Origin of the sequence: Microbacterium sp. 1.5R (assembly GCF_001889265.1) — a bacterium.
Taxonomy (GTDB): domain Bacteria; phylum Actinomycetota; class Actinomycetes; order Actinomycetales; family Microbacteriaceae; genus Microbacterium.
In genome coordinates this window covers 2846354-2866705 of sequence record NZ_CP018151.1, presented here as the reverse complement: position 1 = coordinate 2866705, position 20352 = coordinate 2846354, and the positions used below count along the sequence as shown (strand labels likewise).

Annotated in this window: 18 protein-coding genes; 4 read left to right on the top strand and 14 right to left on the bottom strand. The window is 69.3% G+C overall.

The features are described 5' to 3' along the window. Positions 1-3: 3 nt before the first annotated feature. The 4 genes from BMW26_RS13775 to BMW26_RS13760 are packed head-to-tail and all read right to left on the bottom strand — an operon-like array spanning position 4 to position 5557. Positions 4-2304, bottom strand: coding sequence for a beta-glucosidase family protein (locus tag BMW26_RS13775; protein WP_232224563.1), 2301 nt, complete (start codon positions 2302-2304; stop codon positions 4-6). 52 nt (positions 2305-2356) lie between these two features. After that, a complete protein-coding gene (locus BMW26_RS13770) occupies positions 2357-3247 on the bottom strand; it encodes a carbohydrate ABC transporter permease (protein ID WP_056279587.1) in 891 nt (296 codons plus the stop codon). Continuing rightward, a complete protein-coding gene (locus tag BMW26_RS13765) occupies positions 3244-4281 on the bottom strand; it encodes a carbohydrate ABC transporter permease (RefSeq protein WP_083569369.1) in 1038 nt (345 codons plus the stop codon). The genes BMW26_RS13770 and BMW26_RS13765 overlap by 4 nt, the downstream gene beginning before the upstream one ends. Beyond that, a complete protein-coding gene (locus tag BMW26_RS13760) occupies positions 4262-5557 on the bottom strand; it encodes an ABC transporter substrate-binding protein (protein WP_072591742.1) in 1296 nt (431 codons plus the stop codon). Before BMW26_RS13760 ends, BMW26_RS13765 begins: the two co-directional genes overlap by 20 nt. Positions 5558-5720: 163 nt before the next feature. Here BMW26_RS13760 and BMW26_RS13755 point away from each other — a divergent pair, with 163 nt between their 5' ends. Continuing rightward, positions 5721-6719, top strand: a complete 999-nt coding sequence (locus BMW26_RS13755; RefSeq protein ID WP_053097606.1) for a LacI family DNA-binding transcriptional regulator — start codon at positions 5721-5723, stop codon at positions 6717-6719. Here BMW26_RS13755 and BMW26_RS13750 read toward each other — a convergent pair. The 6 genes from BMW26_RS13750 to BMW26_RS13725 all read right to left on the bottom strand — a co-directional run bounded on the left by BMW26_RS13750 (position 6697) and on the right by BMW26_RS13725 (position 13605). After that, on the bottom strand, positions 6697-7584 hold the full coding sequence (locus tag BMW26_RS13750) for a PaaX family transcriptional regulator (RefSeq protein WP_072591741.1): 888 nt from the start codon (positions 7582-7584) through the stop codon (positions 6697-6699). The two genes, BMW26_RS13755 and BMW26_RS13750, sit on opposite strands and share 23 nt — an antisense overlap. Next, on the bottom strand, positions 7574-8839 hold the full coding sequence (locus tag BMW26_RS13745; RefSeq protein ID WP_072591740.1) for a kynureninase: 1266 nt from the start codon (positions 8837-8839) through the stop codon (positions 7574-7576). Before BMW26_RS13745 ends, BMW26_RS13750 begins: the two co-directional genes overlap by 11 nt. A 1-nt stretch (position 8840) precedes the next feature. Beyond that, positions 8841-9899: a hypothetical protein gene (locus BMW26_RS13740; protein WP_072591739.1), complete on the bottom strand. Its 1059-nt coding sequence runs from the start codon at positions 9897-9899 to the stop codon at positions 8841-8843. Then, positions 9899-10753, bottom strand: a complete 855-nt coding sequence (locus tag BMW26_RS13735; RefSeq protein ID WP_053097603.1) for a tryptophan 2,3-dioxygenase — start codon at positions 10751-10753, stop codon at positions 9899-9901. Before BMW26_RS13735 ends, BMW26_RS13740 begins: the two co-directional genes overlap by 1 nt. A gap of 99 nt (positions 10754-10852) precedes the next feature. Then, positions 10853-12568, bottom strand: coding sequence for an amidase (locus BMW26_RS13730; protein WP_072591738.1), 1716 nt, complete (start codon positions 12566-12568; stop codon positions 10853-10855). Beyond that, complete coding sequence (locus BMW26_RS13725; RefSeq protein WP_072591737.1) at positions 12565-13605, bottom strand: agmatine deiminase family protein; 1041 nt, start codon at positions 13603-13605, stop codon at positions 12565-12567. Before BMW26_RS13725 ends, BMW26_RS13730 begins: the two co-directional genes overlap by 4 nt. Before the next feature lie 91 nt (positions 13606-13696). On the opposite strand from BMW26_RS13725, the gene BMW26_RS13720 reads away from it, so the two are divergent. Both BMW26_RS13720 and BMW26_RS13715 read left to right on the top strand, forming a co-directional pair. Continuing rightward, positions 13697-14422 (top strand): TetR/AcrR family transcriptional regulator, encoded by a 726-nt coding sequence (locus BMW26_RS13720; protein ID WP_072591736.1) that lies wholly within the window; start codon positions 13697-13699, stop codon positions 14420-14422. A gap of 9 nt (positions 14423-14431) precedes the next feature. Continuing rightward, positions 14432-15805, top strand: a complete 1374-nt coding sequence (locus tag BMW26_RS13715; protein WP_053097599.1) for a pyridoxal phosphate-dependent decarboxylase family protein — start codon at positions 14432-14434, stop codon at positions 15803-15805. Positions 15806-15847: 42 nt separating this feature from the next. Here BMW26_RS13715 and BMW26_RS13710 read toward each other — a convergent pair whose 3' ends face one another. Both BMW26_RS13710 and BMW26_RS13705 read right to left on the bottom strand, forming a co-directional pair. Next, positions 15848-16900, bottom strand: coding sequence for an alpha/beta hydrolase (locus tag BMW26_RS13710; RefSeq protein WP_072591735.1), 1053 nt, complete (start codon positions 16898-16900; stop codon positions 15848-15850). A gap of 108 nt (positions 16901-17008) precedes the next feature. Beyond that, a complete protein-coding gene (locus tag BMW26_RS13705) occupies positions 17009-17533 on the bottom strand; it encodes a TetR/AcrR family transcriptional regulator (protein ID WP_072591734.1) in 525 nt (174 codons plus the stop codon). A gap of 82 nt (positions 17534-17615) precedes the next feature. Here BMW26_RS13705 and BMW26_RS13700 point away from each other — a divergent pair, with 82 nt between their 5' ends. Next, positions 17616-18326, top strand: coding sequence for an MBL fold metallo-hydrolase (locus tag BMW26_RS13700; protein WP_072591733.1), 711 nt, complete (start codon positions 17616-17618; stop codon positions 18324-18326). Here BMW26_RS13700 and BMW26_RS13695 read toward each other — a convergent pair. Together BMW26_RS13695 and BMW26_RS13690 are read right to left on the bottom strand one after the other, a co-directional pair. Then, positions 18323-18874 (bottom strand): cysteine hydrolase family protein, encoded by a 552-nt coding sequence (locus BMW26_RS13695; RefSeq protein WP_232224470.1) that lies wholly within the window; start codon positions 18872-18874, stop codon positions 18323-18325. The two genes, BMW26_RS13700 and BMW26_RS13695, sit on opposite strands and share 4 nt — an antisense overlap. After that, positions 18871-20316 carry a purine-cytosine permease family protein gene (locus tag BMW26_RS13690; protein WP_056279607.1) on the bottom strand — a complete coding sequence of 482 codons (1446 nt, stop codon included), beginning with the start codon at positions 20314-20316 and terminating at the stop codon, positions 18871-18873. Before BMW26_RS13690 ends, BMW26_RS13695 begins: the two co-directional genes overlap by 4 nt. Positions 20317-20352 lie beyond the last annotated feature (36 nt).

Sequence of the window (20352 nt, the reverse complement as noted above, 5' to 3'; positions counted from 1 at the left end):
GCCTCACACGATCTCGAGCCGGGCGACCGTCTCCTCCTCGTCACAGGCGCTGCCGACCCACAGGCGTACGGCTCCTGCTTCGACCCGCTTGACGCCGTCGAGCCCGGTGAAGGCCAGCCGGTCGATGGGCACGTCGAACTCGACGATCTGCTCGGCGCCGGGCGCGAGCGCGACCCGCCGGAAGTCCAGCAGCTGGGCGACCGGACGGGTCACGCTCGCGACCTCGTCGTGCGCGTAGAGCTGCACGACGTCCGTCGCGGCGATCTCGCCGGTGTTGCGCACGCGCACCGTCGCCCGGAAGTTCTCCCCCGAGGTGACCGATGCGGGTGCGGTGAGCTGATCGTGGGCGAAGGTCGTGTAGCTGAGACCGAAGCCGAAGGGCCGCACGGGCGTGGAGTCGGCGCTCGTGACATCCGTGAGCCCGCCCAGCACGGGGTGCAGATACGAGTACGGCTGCGCTCCCGCCGAACGCGGCAGCGATACCGGCAGCCGACCCGACGGAGCGACGCGACCGCTCAGCAGCCGCGCGATCGCGGGGCCGCCCTCCTCGCCGGGGAAGAACGTCTGCAGCACAGCCGCGGGGATGCCCGCGGCTGCCTCGTTCGCCACGGCCGAGCCGTCGACTGCTCCGAGGCCGGTCATGGTCCCGGCGGCGCCCGCACGGGTCGGCAGCGCCCAGTCGAGGACGTACGGACGTCCGGTCATCGCGATGAGGATCACAGGAGTGCCGGTCGCGACGACGGCCTCGACCAGCTCGCGCTGGACGCCGGGGAGCTCGAGGTCCTCGACGTCGTTGCCCTCGCCCACGGTGCCTCGTCCGAAGAGGCCGGCGCGATCGCCCACCACGACGACGGCGACGTCGGCAGCGGAGGCGGCGTCGACCGCGGCGGGGATGCCGGAGCGATCGGAGCCCTCGACATCGCATCCGATCGCCGAGACGATCTCGGCGGCGGGGAACTCGTCGCGCAGCGAGCCGGCGACCGTCGGCAGATCGATGCCTGCGGGGGTGTCGGGGTGATGCGCGAGCACATGGTTGACGAACGAGTAACACCCCATCAGCGCTTCGGCGCTGTCGGCGTTCGGCCCGATCACGGCGATCCTCGCGGTGGTCGAGGGCGCGAGCGGCAGGGATCCGTCGCTGCTCAGCAGCACGATCGACTCCTCGGCGAGACGGCGCGCGAGCGCACGGTGCTCTGCCGGATCCAGGTCGATCGCGGTCGGAGGGGTGTCGAAGTCGGCATCCAGCAGCCCGAGCTCCTCCTTCTGCGCGAGCACCCGGCCCACGGCCCTGTCGAGGATCTCGACCGGGAGCCGACCGTCCCGCACCTGATCGGCGAGCGTGACGAAGGCGTCGGGCGAGGGCAGCTCGACATCGATTCCCGCTGTGAGCGCGAGCCTGGCGGCGTCCGCTGAGTCCGCGGCTGCGCGGTGCATGCTGTAGAGGAAGTCGACCGCGAAGTAGTCCGACACGACCACTCCGTCGAACCCCCAGCGATCGCGAAGGATGCCGGTCAGGTAGTGCGCGTCTGCCGTGACGGGAACGCCGTCGATGTCGACGTAGGAGTTCATCACGCTGCGGGCGCCGCCCTCGTGGATCGCCATCTCGAACGGCGGGAGCAGCACGTCCTCGATCTCTCGCACGCCCGCGCTCACGGGCGCGTGATTGCGTCCGGCCTTCGAAGCGGAGTATCCGATGAAGTGCTTCAGGGTCGCGTGCACGCCCTCGGACTGGAGGCCGCGGACATACGCCGTGCCCACCCGGCCGACGACCAGCGGGTCCTCGGCGATGCACTCGTCGACCCGGCCCCAGCGGGGGTCGCGGATGACGTCGAGCACGGGAGCGAGGCCCTGATGGATCCCGAGTGCGCGCATCGATGATCCGACCGCTCGGCCCACCTCCTCGACGAGCTCGGGGTCGAACGCGGCGCCCCAGGCGAGCGGCGTCGGGAAGGTCGCTGCCTTCCAGGCGGCGAGACCGGTCAGGCACTCCTCATGCACGATGGCGGGGATGCCGAGTCTGGTCTGCTGCTTCAGGCGGCGCTGCTCGGCCCACAGCCACTCGGCGCGTTCCACAGGGTCGACCGGACGCGTGCCGTACACCCGGGTGAGGTGACCGATCCCGTGCTCCGAGGCGTCCTCGTAGCGGGTCGAGCTCTTCTTCTCGCCCGACATCGGCGCGACGACCTCGACGCCCTGGTCCACCCAGAAGCCGACGAGCTGCGCCTGCTTCTCTTCAAGGATCATCCGGGCGAGGAGCTCCTCGACGCGGGGGGAGCGCGGCGCGGCGCCTGCGTACTGCGACATCGTGTTCTCTTTCTCGTTCTCGTCGACGTGCGGGGTCGCGACGGCGACCGTGTCAGCCCTTGACAGCACCGGTCAGCCCTCCCACGATCCGCCGTTCGAACAGGCTGAAGAAGATCAGCGCAGGGATCATCGACAGGGAGGTGAATGCCAGCACTTTCGCGGTGTCGACCGAGTACTGCGAGGCGAATGACTGCACGCCGAGCGGCAAGGTGAACGCCGAGGCGTCGTTGAGGATGAACAGCGGCAGCAGATAGCCGTTCCAGCTGCCGATGAACGCCAGGATGCCGGTCGTGATCACTCCCGGCAGGGAGAGCGGCAGCACCATCCGCCAGAAGAACCCGATGCGGCTGCATCCGTCGATGAACGCGGCCTCCTCGATCTCATCGGGGATCGCCCGGAGGAACGGCACGAGGATGATGATGGTCGTCGGCAGGGCGAAGGCGATCTGCGGCAGGATCACTCCGCCGAGCGAGTTCATCAGCCCGAGACTGCGCACCACGATGTACAGCGGCGTGATCGCCACGGTCAGCGGGAACATCAGGCCCGCGGCGAAGAAGGCGTAGAGCACGCCGCGACCGGCGAACCGGTATCGAGCGAGCACGTATGCCGCCATCAGCGCGAGAGCGACGGTGCCCACGGTGGTCGCGAGGGCGACGATCGTCGAGTTGCCCACGAGCCGCCAGAACACGTCGCCGGTGAGGACGTCGAGGTAGTTCGACACCACCCAGGGAGACGGGAACCCCGACGGGTCGGTCGTGATCTGCGCGTTCGTGCGGAACCCGCCGGTGATGATGTATGCGATGGGCGCGAGCATCAGTCCGACGGCGATCAGCGCGACGAAGTACACGGTCGGATGCGCCCACGGGAGCTTCGGCGTGGCGGTTCGACCCGGGCGTCCGAGACGTGCGGGTCGCTGGGTGACGAGCACCGAGGTGGCGGTCATCGGACGTACTCCTTCTGTGTGGTGGCGTCTGCACCGGAGTCGGCGTCTGCGTCTGCGTCTGCGACGGCATCCTGCGGGACGGCATCCTGCGACGCGCGCGACCGGGAGCCGCGCTTGCGACCCGAGGCACCCGTGAGGGCGCCGTCGGTGTCCTTGCGCAGCACCGCACGCTGATAGATGAGAGCGACCACGAGCGAGATGAGGAACAGGACGACCGCGACCGCGTTGCCGTAGCCGTAGTTGCCGGCGTTGCGGCCTTCGGAGACCATGTAGGTCGCCATGGTCGACGTACCCGCGGTGGAGGCGATGTACTGGCCCCAGATGATGTAGACGAGGTCGAACAGCTGCAGTGAGCCGATGATCGACAGGAATGCCCAGATGCGCAGAGTCGGCGCCAGGAGCGGCAGAGTGATGCGCCACTGGATCTGCCAGTAGGACGCGCCGTCGATCGCCGCCGCCTCGTGCAGCTCCTCCGGGATGCCCTGCAGGCCTGCGAGGAACAGGATGACCGCGAAGCCGATGTACTTCCACGTGATGATGGCCATCAGCGTCCAGATCGCGATGCCGGGATCCGACAGCCAGTCGGTGGCGAGGAATCCGAGGCCCATGTTCGTCAGCATCGCGTTGATCGCGCCGTTGGTCTGCAGCATCAGGCTCCACCCCGTGCCCACGACGACCTCGGAGATCACGTAAGGGACGAAGATCAGCACGCGGATCAGCGACTGGCCGCGCATCTTGCGGTTGAGCAGCAGCGCCAGCACGATGGCGATCGGGCCCTGGAGCACGAGGGAGAACACCAGGATGAACCCGTTGTGCGCGAGCGCGTCGTGGAACAGCGGGTCCTGGAGGATCGTGAGGTAGTTCTTCAGCCCGACGAAGTCGGTGGGAGGGCCGTAGCCCTGCCAGCTGAAGAACCCGTAGTACGCCGCCATCAGCACCGGGAAGATGACGAAGGCGAGGAACACGAGCAGGGCGGGCCCGGCCAGAAGGATCACTTCCAGCCGGGCACGCATGTCACGCTTTCGCTGCGGCATCCTGCACAGCCTTGACGAGGTCTTCCGCGCTGCTGTTGCCGGCGAGCAGGTCGACCACGGCGACGTTCAGCGCGTTGCCCACGTTCTGGCCGTAGACGGTGTCGAGCCACTGCGTCGCGTAGGGGGCAGCGTTGTACGCCTCGAGGATCGTCTGCAGGTAGGGCTCGGTGACGGCCTCCTGAGCGACCGTGTTGACGGGCGGGGCGTTGAACGCCTTGTAGTACGCGGTCTGCACGTCCGAGGTGCCGATGTAGTTCAGGAAGTCGACGCAGGCGTCCGGTGCATCCACCGAGCACGAGTAGCCGTCGACGCCACCCATCATGGAGCCGGGTTCGCCGTCTCCGCCCTCGACCTCGGGGAACGGGAACCAGCTGAGGTCGGCCAGCGGCTTCTGATCAGGGGTGAGCGAGCCGATGACGCCGGGGTTCCAGGCGCCCATGAGCTCCATGGCGGCCTGGTGGTTCGCGATGAGGCCGGCCGAGCTGCCCGCGCCCTGCTGTGCGGGAGTCGTCAGGAATCCGGAGTTGAAGGGCTCAGTCTCGGCGAACGCCTGCAGGTCCTCACCGGCACGCACCCAGCAGTCGTCGCTAAAGTCCATCTCGTCCGCCGCGGCGGCGAGGGTGTCCGAGCTGCATTCGCGCAGCGCCAGCCAGTAGTACCAGTGCGCGGCGGGCCAGGCGTCCTTGGCGCCGAGTGCGATCGGGTCGATCCCCTCCGCCTTCAGCGCCTCGGTGGCGACCTCGAGCTCCTCGAGGGTCGTCGGGTTCTCGGTGATGCCGGCCTGGTCGAAGAGGTCCTGGCTGTAGAAGAGGCCGCCGGGCAACACGGCGACGGGCATGGCGTAGATCTTGCCGTCAAGGCTGTTCGCCGAGTACGACGCATCGGGGATCTCGTCGGCGGCCGGGCCGTCGATGGCGTCGGTGAGGTCCTTGAGCTGGCCGGCCTTGACCATCGCCGCCATCTTGCCGCCACCGCGCTGCAGGAAGATGTCGGGGGCGTCGCCCGAGTTGAGGGCGGTCTGCAGCTTGCCGTCGAGATCCTCGTTCTGGATCGACTGGATGTCGATCGTGACGCCCGGGTTGTCCTTCTCGAAATCCGCGACGGTCTGTTCCCAGAACTCCACTCCGGGGCCCGTCGTCGAGTTGTGCCACAGGGTCATGCTGGTGTCGCCGCCGTCACCGGAGCCGGACGAGTCCGCGGTGCAGCCCGAGAGCGCGAGCGCTCCGACGGTCAGGACCGTGACTGCGGAGGCGAGGGGGAGCCTTCTGCTGTTCATGTGATCGTTCTCCTCATCGAGTTGCGCGCCGCGTCACTGCGGGGCGCCTGCGGACACTCTGGTGAGACCGCAGTGGCATGAGTCTCCGGCGGACGCGCTCGATCGTCAAACGTTTTCGAAAACAGTTTCCATCGCGATCGGCGGGAGACTACGCTGGCGTCTCATGGGGGCACGCACGACGATCCATGACGTCGCGAAAGCGGCGGGAGTGTCTGTGTCGACCGTCTCGAAGGCGGTGAACGGCCGGTACGGGATCGCGGATGCCACGGTGCAGCGCGTACTCGACGCGGTGAAGGAGCTCGGCTACGAGTCGAGCCTCGTGGCGAGCAGCATGCGCGCGCGGCGCACCGGTGTGATCGGCGTGCTGCTGGCGGACTTCGAACCCTTCAGCGCCGAGATCCTGAAGGGCGTCGGCTCGGCCGTGCACGACACCTCCTTCGATCTGCTCGCGTACAGCGGTTCCCACCTCGGCGCGGGCGACGGATGGGAACGCCGATCCCTGAGCAGGCTCTCCGGCACGCTGATCGACGCCGCGATCATGGTCACGCCCACGGTCGTCAGCGCCGGCACCGAGATCCCCGTCGTCGCGATCGATCCGCACACGGGCCGTGCCGACCTGCCCACGGTCGAGTCGGACAGCTTCGGAGGCGCGCTCGTCGCGACCAGACACCTCATCGAACTGGGCCACCGCCGCATCGGCTTCCTCGCCGGTCGCCCCGACCTGCGCTCGGCCGGGCTGCGCGACGCCGGGTATCGCAGGGCACTGTCGGACGCGGGGATCCCCCTCGATCCGTCCCTCATCGGTGTTGGTCGCTACGAGCTCGACGCGACCAGGGAATCCGCCCGCATCATGCTGAGCGGCGACTCGCGTCCCACGGCGATCTTCGCCGCCAACGACCTCTCCGCGATCGCGGTCATCGATGTCGCCCACGAGCTCGGTCTGCGGGTGCCCGACGATCTGTCGGTGATCGGATTCGACGACGTGCCGGAGGCCACCAGAAGGGCGCTGCCGCTCACCACCATCCAGCAGCCGATGCGGCGACTCGGCGCGGTCGCGGCTGACATGGTGTTCACGCTGCTCGCGGGGCAGGAGGTCGACGAGATGCACGTGATCCTGCCGACGCGGCTGGTGGTGCGGGCTACGACCGCCCCGCCGCGGTGAGCTCGGCGCCGGTCGCGGAGCTTCCGGCCGCGGAGTGTCGCGTGACGTCGCGCACACGCCGCCACGCGGCATCCGACAGCTCTGTCGACAGCCTCTGGAACTCGGCGACGCTGCGCCGACCGGGCCACTCGGCCGGCAGCATCGACGGCGGCAGCCCCGGATCGACGTAGGGCAGCACTCGCCAGCGGTCGAGCAGCTGCACATACGCGGCGAACGGCGCGGTGGGCAGCGTCGCGAGCGAGGCCTGGAACGCGAGGTGCTCGGCGCGCAGCGACTCGAGGTCCCACCAGTCGGCGGCGGCCTCGGGCAGTGTGCGGGCCGTCGTCGGCGTGCCGGCCTGGAACAGGGTCACCCACTCGCTCGCTTCGAGGTCGTCGACGATCTCCTGCACCTCGCCCTGCAGATGCCCCGGACAGATCCACAGCGCAGGCGAGACGACACCCGCCCCGATCCACTGCAGGCGACGGCGAAGCTGGTGCCGGGTGGCTCGCGCGCTCTCGGGCATCGAGAACGAGATGAGGCACCAGCTGTCGGCATCCGTCATCTCGCGCATCTCGAAGATGCGCCGATCGCCGCGCTCGAGCATCGTCGCGGCATCCGGATTCAGCAGATACCCGGCCGCGTGCCTGCGCTCGGCGAGCAGCAGTCCCTTCTGCTTGAGACGGGTGACGCCGGTGCGCGCCTGCGCCGTGGGGATCCCGAGATCGCCGGCGAGGGCGACCAGGTCGGCCGTCGAGATCCAGCCGCCGAGAGGTCGCAGATACAGCCCGACCAGAGTGCGCAAGAGGGAGGCGGTGCTGCCGGGGCGCGCATCGATGTCATCGAGCACGGGGCCTGTGGTCGCCTCTGCGCGGTCAGCGGTCATGCGACTCCAGTGCGTCGCGCACGGCGAGGACGCCGGTGAGCGTCTCGACATACGACGTGCTGAGAGGGGAGAGCCCCAGACGGATGCCGTCGGGGAAGCGGAAGTCGGGGATGATGCCGTCGGCCCACAGTCGCTGCGTCACCGCGCGGAAGTCGGGGTGGCCGATGGTCACGTGGCTTCCGCGCTGTGCGGCGTCGCGGGTGCTGAGCAGGCGCACGCCGAGAGGTGCGAGCACCTCGTCGTGGGCGCGGACCGCGAAATCGGTGAGCGAGAGCGACTTCTCACGGATCGCCTCGACCGACGCCTGCTCGATGAGGTCGAGCATGCCCTGCATCGCGAGCATCGAGGTGATCGGGGGAGTGCCGCTGAGCAGCTGACGGATGTCGCCGGCCGGCTCGTACTGCGGACCCATCGCGAAGATGTCGGCGGCGCTCCACCACCCCTGGATCGGCTGGCGCAGCACGCCCTGATGCTCGCGCCGCAGGTAGGCGAACGCGGGGGAGCCGGGGCCGCCGTTGAGGTACTTGTAGGTGCACCCGACGGCCATGTCGACGCCCCAGTCGTCGAGCTGCATGGGGATCACGCCGGCCGAGTGGCACAGATCCCACATCATCAGCGCGCCGACCTCGTGCACCGCGGTGGTGATCGCCGGCATATCGGCGAGGGCGCCGGAGCGGTAGTCGACGTGGCTCAGCGACACGAGCGCCGTCTTCGCAGAGATCGCAGCGACCACATCGGCCATCTGCACCCCGAGCACGGGATCGGGCTCGATCCACCGCACCGTCATGCCGGTCTCGGCGGCGACGCCCTCGGCCATGAACCGGTCGGTCGGGAAGTTGCCCGCCTCGATGACGAGCTCGGTGCGCGAGGGGTCGGCGGTGGCGGCCGCGCGCATCAGCTTGTAGATCAGCACGCTGGTCGAGTCGGCGACCACGGTCTGACCCGCGGCGGCGCCGAGGGTGACACGTCCGATACGATCGCCGAGCTCCATCGGAAGGGCCATCCACTGCTCGTCCCACGAGCGGATCAGGCGGGTGCCCCAGTCGTCGCGCACGAATGCGGCGAGCTTCTCGGGGGTGTCCTTCAGGGGCCGGCCGAGCGAGTTGCCGTCGAGGTAGGCGCCGACGCCGGGCGCTTCGGCGAAGGCGGAAAGATGCGAATGCAGCGGATCGGCCGCGTCGAGAGCCTGCGCGAGGTCGAGGAGGGTGCTGTCGGCGGTCGGAGCGGCGGTCGTGGTCTCGGGTGAGTCGGTCATGTCATGCCTTCAGATCGGCGCTGGTCAGCGGGCGGGCGAGTGTCGGATCGGCGTCGATGCCGGGGAGTCTCAGGAGCAGAACGGCGGAATCGAGCGGGTCCAGCGGCGCGAGAGCGCGCAGGAGGTCATCGCCCGCGATGTTCGCCTCGCGGAGCGCTGCGAGCTCGGCGGGGTTCAGGCCCACGGGCGTCGGACCGTTGCCCATGTCGGTGCCGTAGAGCACCATTCCGCCGGCGGCGTGGAAGCGGCGGACGTTGTCGACCGCGGTGGCTCGCTCGTCGCTGTCTGCATCGTGGATCGCGAGCGTCGAGATCCACGAGACGGATGCCGCCTGTCGGGCGATCTCGTCGTCGGCGAGCCGTTCGGTGAACGGTGCATGGGCGAGACGGGCGGCCCCGAGGCGGGCGGCGCGCTGCGCCTGGCCCGGTCCCTCGGCATGGGCGACCACGGACAGCCCGCGGGCCGAGGCGGCGTCGACGATCGTGCGGAACAGGTCGTCGTCGAAGACGGGGCCCGCGGTGGCGTTGCTCGCCACCTTGATGCAGGATGCTCCGGCATCCGCCATCGCGGTGACGGCCGCGCGCGCCGTCTCTGCGTCCGTGATCTCGCGGAAGGATCCTGTGGGGGCCCAGTCGCGGTCACTCGGGTACCCGCCGACGGGAGTGAGGAATGCGCCGGCGAAGTCGACCTGGACACGGTGCGAGGCGTCGGTTCGCCGGAACTCCGGAATCCCCGCGTCGGCTCGGCGGACATCCGCATAATCCGGGATGGTGTGGCGCAGATCTCCGGAGTCGTGGAGCGCCGATGGCCGGGACAGCGGTTCGATGACGGCCGGGTCCGCCCCGAGGTCGACCACGCGGCCCAGGGTCGAGCTCGCGAGCAGCGTGTGGTCGACGAGCTGAAGGTGCACGTGGTGGTCGGTGAAGCCACCGATGACCACGCCGGCCAGACGGGGCAGATCGCGGGCGGGAGGCTCGGCGCGGAGCCGCATCCGCTCGCCGTCGCGGTCGATGATGCCGTCGCGCCATCCTTCGCCGTCGAAGAAGGTCGCCGCGTGCATCAGCCGCCGATCTCGGTGCGCACGGTGTAGAGCTCGGGGAAGAACGTCAGGTCGAGGGCGCGCTGCAGGAATCCGACTCCGCTCGAGCCGCCGGTGCCGACCTTCATGCCGATCGTGCGCGCGACGGTCTTGAGGTGACGGAAGCGCCAGAACTGGAAGTTGTCCTCGAGGTCGACGAGGTCTTCGCACGCTTCATACAGATCCCAGTGCTGCTGGTGGTTCTGGTAGATCTCGCGGATGGCCGGCACGAGTGCGGGCGTCTCGCGGTAGGGGAGACGCACGTCCCGGTCGAGGATCTCGGTCGGGATCGGGAGGCCGCGTCGCGAGGCGTAGCGCAGGAACTCGTCATAGAGCGTCGGCTTGTGCCATTCGGCGGTGAGCAGCGCGAGGTTCGCGGGGTGGTCGCTGAAGACACTCAGCATCTTCTCGTTCTTGTTGCCCAGCGCGAACTCGACGGCGCGGTACTGCACCGACTGGAAGCCGGAGGAATTGCCGAGCGCTCCGCGGAACTGCGCGTATTCGGTGGGCGTGAGCGTCGCGAGGATCGCCCACTGCTGGGTCATGACGTCCTGGATGCGCTTGACCCGCGCGACCCTCTTCAGCGCCTCACGGAGGTCGTCGCTCGCGAGCAGCTGGCGTGCGGACGACAGCTCGTGCAGCAGCTGCTTGAGCCAGAGCTCGGTCGTCTGGTGCTGGATGATGAACAGCAGCTCATCATGGTGCTCCGGGACGCTGACGGGATTCTGGGCGGTGAGCAGCTGGTCGAGCGACAGATACGACCCGTACGTCATGCGTCCGGACAGATCGGTGACGATGCCGGCCTCGAGCTCGCGCTCGTTGTTCTCGGTGCTCATGGGTCGCTTCCTGTCGTGACGGACAGGAAGAACATATAACAATCGTGGCGAGCGTCACAATAGTGAAATGTCGCGCGGTGGGACCGGCTTCCGCCGGGGTCAGAGCCTCGGCGTGCGCAGCGGGGGAGTACGCCGCTCGCCGGGCGCGCCGACGGCTTCGAACCCGGCCGCGAGTCGCAGCAGTGACGAGTCGTCGTAGGCGCGGCCGGCGAACGTCAGGCCGATCGGCATGCCGATGTCGGCCATCAGACCCATCGGCACCGTCACGGTCGGAATGCCGAGATGACGGATGGTCAGGTTGCCGTTCGCGATCCAGGTGCCGTTGCGCCAGCCGAGGTCGGCGGATGACTCGTTCGCATCCATGTCAGCCGGTCCGACGTCGGCCACCGCGGGGAAGACGACCGCGTCGAGCTCGAGCTCGTCCATCCACTGCTCGAGGTCGACCCGGCGGGTCTCCTCGAGTCCGCGGAGGCCGTCCGGCAGCTCGGGCATGTCCTCGAACCCGACGCCGGGGTTCTCGCGCACCCATTCCGGGTACTCGGCGATGTCGTCGTCGAAGCCGGTGTAGCGGTCGGGCAGTGCACCCTCAGGGTGAGGGAAGATCGATGCCCCGTCGACCTCCGCGAGAGTGTGCAGCCGCGGGTCGCCGTTCGCCTGCAGGAAATCCTCCCAGGCCCAGGCCGACAGGTCGACGATCTCGCGGTGCAGGTACTCCGGCGTGACGAGCCCGCGGGTGGCGATGGTCGGGGCGCCGGGTCGATCGCCCTCGTAGTTCGACACCACCGGGAAGTCCACGTCGACGACCGTCGCGCCGGCCGCCTCGAGGCTCCGTCGGGCCGCCTGCCACCGGTCGATCACGGACGGACGCGTCGCGATGCGCCGGCCGGTCGGGCCGCCGATGCCCGCATCGTCGGCGGTGCCCGCGTCGGAGTCGGCGTTGATGTACATGCGCGGGATTCCGATGCGAGCGCCGTCGAGAGCCGCCGCCGCATCGGTGGAGAGCGCGCGGTACGACGCGGGGCGGACCGCGGAGGACTGCGGCAGTGACACCCACGGCTGTGCGCGCCAGAAATCGCCGCGGACCTCGGCGTCGTCGGCGACGATCACATCGAGCACCTCGAGCAGATCGGCCATGGTGCGGGTGTGCGGCACGACGACATCCATCGTCGGCACGAGCGGCCAGTTGCCTCGCGTCGAGATGACGCCTCGCGAGGGCGTGTAGGCGCACAGGGCGTTGTTCGTGGCCGGGCCACGACCGCTCGACCAGGTCTCCTCGCCCAGACCGAACGCGCCGAAGCTGGCCGCCGTCGCCGTGCCCGAGCCGTTCGACGACCCGGAGGCGAAGGGCGCGGTGAGGAAGTCGGCGTTGTAGGGGCTCTCGGCGCGGCCGTAGACGCCCCGCTGCATGCCGCCGTTCGCCATCGGCGGCATGTTGGTCAGCCCGAGGCAGATCGCGCCTCCCGACCGCAGACGCTCGATCGTGAACGCGTCGCGCTGCGCGACGAGGTCGGCGAAGGCGGGGCTGCCGGCGGCCGCCGTGAGCCCTCGCACGAGATAACTGTCTTTCGCCGTGTACGGGATGCCGTCGAGCGGCCCCCGCGTCTCGCCACGGGCACGTCTCGCGTCCGATGCCTCGGCCTCCGTGCGCGCCTCGGGATTCGCGACGACGATCGCGTTCAGAGCCGTGTCCGTATCGGGGCCGTCGTAGGCGGCGATGCGCGCGAGGTAGGCGTCGACCAGTTCGACGGAGGTGGCAGCGCCCGTCTCCAGCGCTCGTCGCAGGTCGGCGATCGACGCCTCGACCACGTCGATCATGCGGACACCCCCACGCTCGGCTGCTGCTGGGTGATGCAGTGGATGCCGCCGCCGCGGTCGAACAGCGGGCGCGCGTCGACGGTGACGACCCGGCGGCCGGGATAGACGTCGGCGAGGATGGCCCTCGCGGCGGCATCCGCCTTCTCGTCGCCGAACCCGCACGCGACGACGCCGTCGTTGGTGACCAGATGGTTGACGTAGCTCCAGTCCACGAAGCCCTCGCCGTCGCGCAGGGTCGCGGGCGCGGGCAGGTCGACGATCTCGAAGCGGCGACCGGCGGCATCGGTCTGATCGCCGAGGTGCGCGCGCAGCTCGCGGGTGACCTCGTGGTCGGGGTGCGCGGGATCCTGCTGATCGTGCAGCAGCAGCCGACCGGGGGAGACGATCGTCGCGACGATGTCGACGTGGCCGTTCGTGCCGAAGTCGTCGTAGTCGCGGGTCAGGCCCCGGGGCAGCCACACGGCCTTCGAGGTGCCGAGAGTGCGGGCCATCTCGGCCTCGACGCGGGCCTTGTCGGCGTAGGGATTGCGGCGCGGATCGAGCTGCACGGTCTCGGTGAGCAGCACGGTGCCCTCGCCGTCGACGTGGATTCCGCCGCCCTCGTTGACGAGGGTCGAGCTCACGAGCTCGGCGTCGACGGCCCCGGCGATGATGCGCGCGTGCTGCGCCGCCTTCTGCCACTGCGCCCAGGCCGGTGCGCCCCACCCGTTGAAGATCCAGTCCACCGCGCCGAGCACGCCGGGTCGCTCGTCGTCGATGACGAACGTCGGCCCGGAGTCGCGCATCCAGAACTCGTCGACCGGCGCCTCGACGATGTCGATGGCACCGCTGAGCATCCGCCGGGCGCGGGCGATCTCCGCCGGGTCGACGATCATCGTGACCGGCTCGAACTCGGCGACCGCATGGGCGACGGCGGTCCAGGTCTCGTAGCCCTCGTCGCGCTCGGTCGCCGTCTCGCCGAGCGTCGGCCCCTCGGCGGGGAACGCCATCCAGGTGCGGTCGTGCGGTGCGGTCTCGGCGGGCATGTGCCAGGCCATGGTTGTCTCCCTCGCTGCTGATCACGACCTCGGCAACGAGAGTCGCCGTCACTATTGAACACGCGATCAACGAGTGATACGGTAACCCGTGATGAAGACCACGTCAAGAGCCGCCGCACCGCGCAGGCTGCCGCCGGAGGAGCGCGAACGCTCGATCCTCGACGGCGCCGTATCGCTCGCCTCGGAGAGCGGCCTCGAGGCCCTCACCGTGCGCGCCGTCGCTGCGCGGGTCGGCGTCACACCCGCTCTCGTCGCCCACTACCGGCCCGTGATGGAGTCGTTCGTCGCCGAGGTCTTCACGACGATCGTCGCGGCCGAGCGCGAAGAGGTCATCTCCTCCTACGACCCGACTGTCGACCTGCGCACGAATCTGCTGCGTCTCATCGAGACGCTGCTCGACGACTCGCGCGACGACGTGGCGATGGTGTGGGTGCAGTCGTGGGCGCTCGGAGCCCGCAACGAGGCGCTCGGCACCCGGGTGCGCACCGAGATGGACCTCTGGCACAGCGCCCTCGAAGACCTCATCGCCCGGGCGATCGCCGAAGATCCGGCAGTGCGGGTCGATCCCGATTCGTCGGCGTGGATGCTGCTCGCCATGGTCGACGGGATGAGCGCCCACTCGCTCGTGCACTGGGCACCGCGCGATCGGGCGGCACTCGCTCGCCGCACCCTCTCCGCCGTGCTCGATGTCCCCGTGACGGACGTTCCGGAGCCCTCCGCTCCGGTGTCGGACGATCTCGAGCCCGGCGCAGCACGACGGGCAGCACAGCCCGCACAGCCCGCACAGCCCGCACAGCCCGCAGAAACCCTCAGGTAAGGACAGCTCATGGGAGCAGAACGCATGCACGCGGCCTCGGCCGAATCGACGGCGATCGTCGATGCAGTGCTCGACTACTCGCGCCGGCGGATGCTCGCGGCCGATGTGCCGCTCGACAAGCCCCAGTCGCCCGCCGAGCTCGACCGTCTGGTCGGCACGACGATCACCGATGCGGGTCTCGGATCGCAGCGGGCGCTCAGCGTGTTCGAGCACATCCTCGCTCCCGCCTGCCTGACGACGAGCCACCCGGCGTATCTGTCGTTCATCCCGACGGCGCCGACCATCGCGTCGATCGCGTTCGACCTCGTGGTCTCGGCATCCGGCCTCTATGGCGGCAGCTGGCTCGAGGGCGCAGGAGCCGTGCATGCCGAGAACGAGGTGCTGTCGTTCCTCGCCTCCGAGTTCGGCCTTCCCGACACCGCGGGTGGGGTGTTCGTGCAGGGCGGCACGATCGGCAACCTGTCGGCACTCGTCGCGGCGCGCGAGGCGGCGAAGGCGAAGCTGCTCGACGCGGGCAAGGAGCTGCCTCGTCGCTGGAAGATCGTGTGCAGCGTCGAGGCGCACTCCTCGAACAAGTCGGCGGCGAAGGTCATGGACGCCGACGTGCTGCTCGTGCCGGCCGGAGACGACGGCGTGCTGAGGGCGGACGCGGTGCGCGACGCACTCGCCGAGCACGGCGACGAGATCTGCGCGGTGGTCGCCACCGGCGGCTCGACCAACTTCGGCATCGTCGACGACATCGCCGGCATCGCCGCGCTGAAGGACGAGTTCGACTTCTGGCTGCACATCGACGGCGCGTATGGGCTGACCGCCATGCTGGCCCCCGAGGCTCGGGGTGTCTTCGCCGGGGTGGAGCGAGCCGACTCGGTGATCGTCGATCCGCACAAGTGGCTGTTCGCGCCCTTCGACTGCTGCGCGCTGATCTACCGCGACCCCGATGCGGGTCGTCGCGCGCACACCCAGCACGCCGAATACCTCGACACGCTCACCGACGCGGGCGACTTCAGCCCGTCGGACTACTCGATCCAGCTCACCCGGCGCCCCCGGGGGTTGCCGCTCTGGTTCTCGCTCGCGACGTACGGGGTGACGGCGTATCGCGAGGCCGTGAGCGCGACGCTCGCTCTGACGCAGCGGATCGCCGCCGAGATCGCCGCGCGGCCCGAGCTCCGTCTCGTGCGCGACCCCCAGCTGTCGGTCGTCGTCTTCGAACGCGAGGGCTGGGAACGCGGCGACTACGACCGGTGGTCCGACGAGCTCCTCGACTCGCAGCGTGCGTTCGTCGTGCCGAGCTCGCACGGGGGCCGCCCGAACACCCGCTTCGCGATCCTCAACCCGCTCACCACGTTCGACGACCTCGTCGGCATCCTCGACACGATGAAGTAGGCAGCGGGACACGAAAGACGGCCCACGCCGACTCCGCCCCCGTCAGCGGGTGGTGTGCGCGTCCAGGAAGTCGATGGTCTTCTGCAGGGCCGTCTGCGCATCCGGCATGTCGAGATGGAACTGGTATTCGTGGGGCAGCTGCGGCTCGTGCGGCGCAGGCCAGAAGAGGGTCGTCATGTCGACGCCGAGCGCGTCGAGCCGCTGGGCCATGGGGATCGACTGCAGCCAGGTGAGACCGTCGCCGTTGCCGCCCGAGATGTAGGTCGTCGGGAAGTCCTCGGTGACCCAGTCGATCGTCGACATCGTGGCACCGGTCGAGTCCTCGGCCCAGGTCTTGGTGCCTGAGTACGCCCACATCGAGGTCTTCAGCCCCCAGCCGGCGATGCCGTCGAGCGTCGCGAGTGCGGCCAGGTCGTAGACGCCGCAGTTCAGCACGGTCGCCACCACCTGCTCGGCCTCGAGCGCCGGGGTGACGTCCATGATGTCGGCGTAGTCGGGGCTCGTGATGAGCGTCGCCATCTGACTGGCCAGCTGACCTCCGGCGGAGTCGCCCGCGAGCACGATCTGGGTCGGGTCGACGCCCAGCTCGTCGGCGTGCGCGTCGATGTAGGCGAGCGCGTCGTTGAGCTGGTGCACGGCGAGCGGATACACCCCTTCGGGTCCGATGGTGTAGTTCACGGCGATGGTCGTGTAGCCCTCCGCAGCGAGGATCCGCATGTACGGGTCGACGTTCTCCTTCGATCCCGAGATCCAGGCGCCGCCGTGAATCCAGACGACGGTCGGAAGCGGGCCCGTGGCGGATGCCGGTGTGAAGACGTCCATCGTGGTGTCGGCGCCGCCGTCCGCATACGCGAGATCGAGCTTCTCGGTGAGTTCGGTGTCGGGCACGTGCTTGTCCATCTCGGCGGCAGTCTCGTCGCCGCCCCGGGTGAACACCGCGCGGATGACCATCGCGGACGGCCAGGGGGTGAGCGCGCCGATGATCGCCACCACGGCGACGACGATCAGCACGATTCCGACCGCCACCTTCGTGCGATGCCAGGGGCGACGACCCTTCGGGTGGACGGATCCGTCGTCGTGCGCGCTCGCGATCATGGAAACCCCTCTCCGCGCATCATCTTGGCAGTATTCCGGTTGCTCTTCGACGCAGCCGCTCGCGGAGCGGCGAGATCGGCAGGCCACCGAGCGCGGTGCTCCGACCTCTCAGGCGCTCAGTCCCGCGAGTATGCGCTCCACCGCGTAGTCGAACGCCTCGTCGACGTCGCCGCCCAGACGGAAGGCTCCGGCGAGTTCCATCTGCAGGAACCCGGTCGCCCAGGAGGTGAAGAGCCGGGCCGCATCGAGCGCCCGATCCGGCCCGACGAGAGCGGCGCATGAGCGCAGCACCGGAACAGACGTCCGGTGCAGGGCGTCTTCGGGCGCGGAGGCGGTGAACAGCAGGCGGAACGCGTGCGGGCGCTCGTGCGCGAAGGTGCGGTAGGCGGTGGCGAGGAGGGGGAGCTCGTCGCCTGCGGCGTCGAGCCTGACCGTCAGCGCGTCGGCCGAGGCCTCCGCCACTGCGGAGAGCAGAGCGTCACGATCGCGGATCCGCTTGTAGAGGGAAGGTGCGCGGACGCCCACCCGCTCGGCGACCGCCTGCATGGTGAGTCCCGCGGGTCCGGCGGATTCGAGGATGTCGCGACCGGCGTCGATGATGGCCGCCAGCGAGGTTCGTTCGGGGGTCGGCATCCGGGTCTCCTTCATGGCTATTGACATTAGCTATGATAGCTACGTAGTCTAGCCATCATAAGCCACCGCGAAGGGAACGGCCATGAAGCTCGCACCGCACCTGCATCGACTCGGCAACGACATCGTCGCGTCATATCTCATCGATCTGCCCGAGGGGATCACGCTCGTCGACGCCGGGCTGCCCGGCCACTGGAACGATCTGCAGCGCACCCTCGCAGAACTGGGGCGCCCGCTCTCCGACATCCGGGGTCTCGTCCTGACCCACGGCGACAGCGACCACATCGGGTTCGCCGAGCGGCTGCACAGCGAAGCAGACGTGCCGATCTTCATCCACAGCGCCGACGCGCACCGCGTGCGCACGGGTGAGAAGCCGAAGACCCCGATGGGACCCGCTCGCGTCGGTCCACTGCTCGGCTTCCTCGCCTATGGCGTGCGCAAGAAGGGGCTGCGCACGCGCCATGTCACCGACGTCATGACGGTCGCCGACGGCGAGGTGCTCGACCTGCCGGGATCTCCGGTCATCATCGGGATGCCGGGACACTCGCCGGGCAGCATCGCGGTGCACATTCCCGCAGCGGACGCGGTGTTCGTCGGCGACGCCCTCACCACGCGCCATGTGCTGACGGGGCAGGTCGGTCCTCAGCCCGCGCCATTCACGGATGAGCCGACCGAGGCCATCGCGTCTCTCGACAGGCTGGCTGCCGTGTCGGCATCATGGGTGCTGCCCGGGCACGGAGCCCCGTGGCGGGGGTCGCCCGCCGACATCGCGGCCGCGGTGCGCGCGGGGAGCTAGAGCCCCGACAACACGGAGGCGGTGTCGCTGATCGTGATCTGCGGCGGGTAGAGACCCATCACCTGCATCGCGGCCGCATGATTCTCCGCCGTCGATCCCGCGCAGGCATCGCCGACCACGGTGACGTGCGCTCCGGCATCCGCTGCGGCCAGTGCGGTCGAGATGACGCAGCAGTCGGTCGCGACACCCGTCAGCACGACGTGCGCCCCTCGGCCGACGACCGCCTCGATCTCTGTGCCCCACTTGCCGAAGGTCGGCAGGTCGAGAGTCGGATGCGGCGACAGCCCGGCCGCGTCGGGGACGAGGTCGAACAGCGGATCCGTCGGTGGCTGGTCGGCGAACGGCCACGCGGCGAAGTAGGCGCCCCACGAGGTCGAGCGGTCTGCCGTCGGCATCCAGCGCGTGACGATCACGCGGTCGCCGAAAGCCGTGGCCAGCTCGCGGATGCGCGGCATCGTGTCGGCGAAGAACGGCGATCCCCACGCAGATCCGGGCGACGCGAAGATCTGCTGAGGATCGATCACGATCAGCCAGGGACCGGCGCTCACGCCGAAGCCTCCTGCGCGCGGATCTTTCCGGCCCGGGCGAACCAGGTCACGACGAACGACAGCACGAGGGCGAAGAAGACCCCGAGGTTGGCATAGGCCCAGTCGCCGTCGACACCCCCGACGAGGCCGAGCAGGTAGCCCTGCCAGTTGTTCCACGGCGCCGCATCCGCGAATCCGTTGAGCACGAAGCCCCAGCCGATCACGCTCGCGATCACCATGGTGCCGATCGAGATCCAGTCCCACGCGCCGTAGCGGCCGCGGCTGTCGAAGAGCGCCTCGTCGTCGTAGTCCTTCTTGCGGCGCAGGATGTCGGCGATCAGGATGCCGGCCCATGACGCCAGCGGCACGCCCAGCGTGATGAGGAAGCTCTGGAACGGACCGAGGAAGTCGGTCGCGAAGAACACGACGTAGATCGTGCCGATCGTGAGGATCACGCCGTCGATCGCCGCCGCGGACGGGCGGGGGATGCGGATGCCGAGGCTCAGCAGCGTGAGGCCCGAGGAGTAGATGCCGAGCACTGCGCCGGAGACGAGCGCCAGCACGGCGGTGAGCAGGAAAGGAACGAGCACCCAGATGGGCAGGATCGTCGCGAGCGCGCCGATCGGGTCGGCGGCGATCGCCGCGCTGAGCTCGTCGTCGGATCCGGCGAGCAGCAGACCGAAGATGACGAGGATCACGGGAGCCACCGAGCCGCCGATCGTGTTCCACAGGACGATCGCTCCGTCGGATGCCGTGCGCTTCTGGTACCGCGACCAGTCGGCGGCGATGTTGATCCAGCCGAGGCCGAAGCCGGTCATGACCATGACGAGAGCGCCGGTGACCTGGCCGATCCCGCCGTCCGGACGCGCGAGGACGGCCGCCATGTCGATGCTCGGAGCGGCGAGGACGATGTAGAGCACCGTCACGATGCCGGTGACCCAGGTGAGCACCGACTGCAGCTTCATGATCGTGTGATAGCCGAGCACGGATGCCGCGACGATGAGCGCGGCGACGATCACGGTGGCGGTGATCTTCAGCGCGATGCTGTCGCCGTCACCGCCGAGCTGCGTGATGACGGTGGCCGTGGCGAGCACGGCCATGATCGCGAGGAACGTCTCCCAGCCGATCGACGTCAGCCACGAGACGATGCCCGGAACCTTCTGCCCCTGCACGCCGAACGCCGCACGGGACAGCACCATGGTGGGCGCCGAACCGCGCTTGCCGGCGATCGCGATCAGTCCGCACAGCAGGAACGACACGACGATGCCGATGATCGACACGAGGGTCGCCTGCCAGAACGAGATGCCGAAGCCCAGCACGAACGAGCCGTACGACATGCCGAACACCGAGACGTTCGCCGCGAACCACGGCCAGAAGAGGTCGCTCGGCTTCGCGGTGCGCTCGGATTCGGGGATGATCTCGATGCCCGCGCGCTCGATGAGAGCAGGCTTGATGTCCGTCATGCCATCATCCTGGCACTGCGCAGGGCCCGCGAGGGC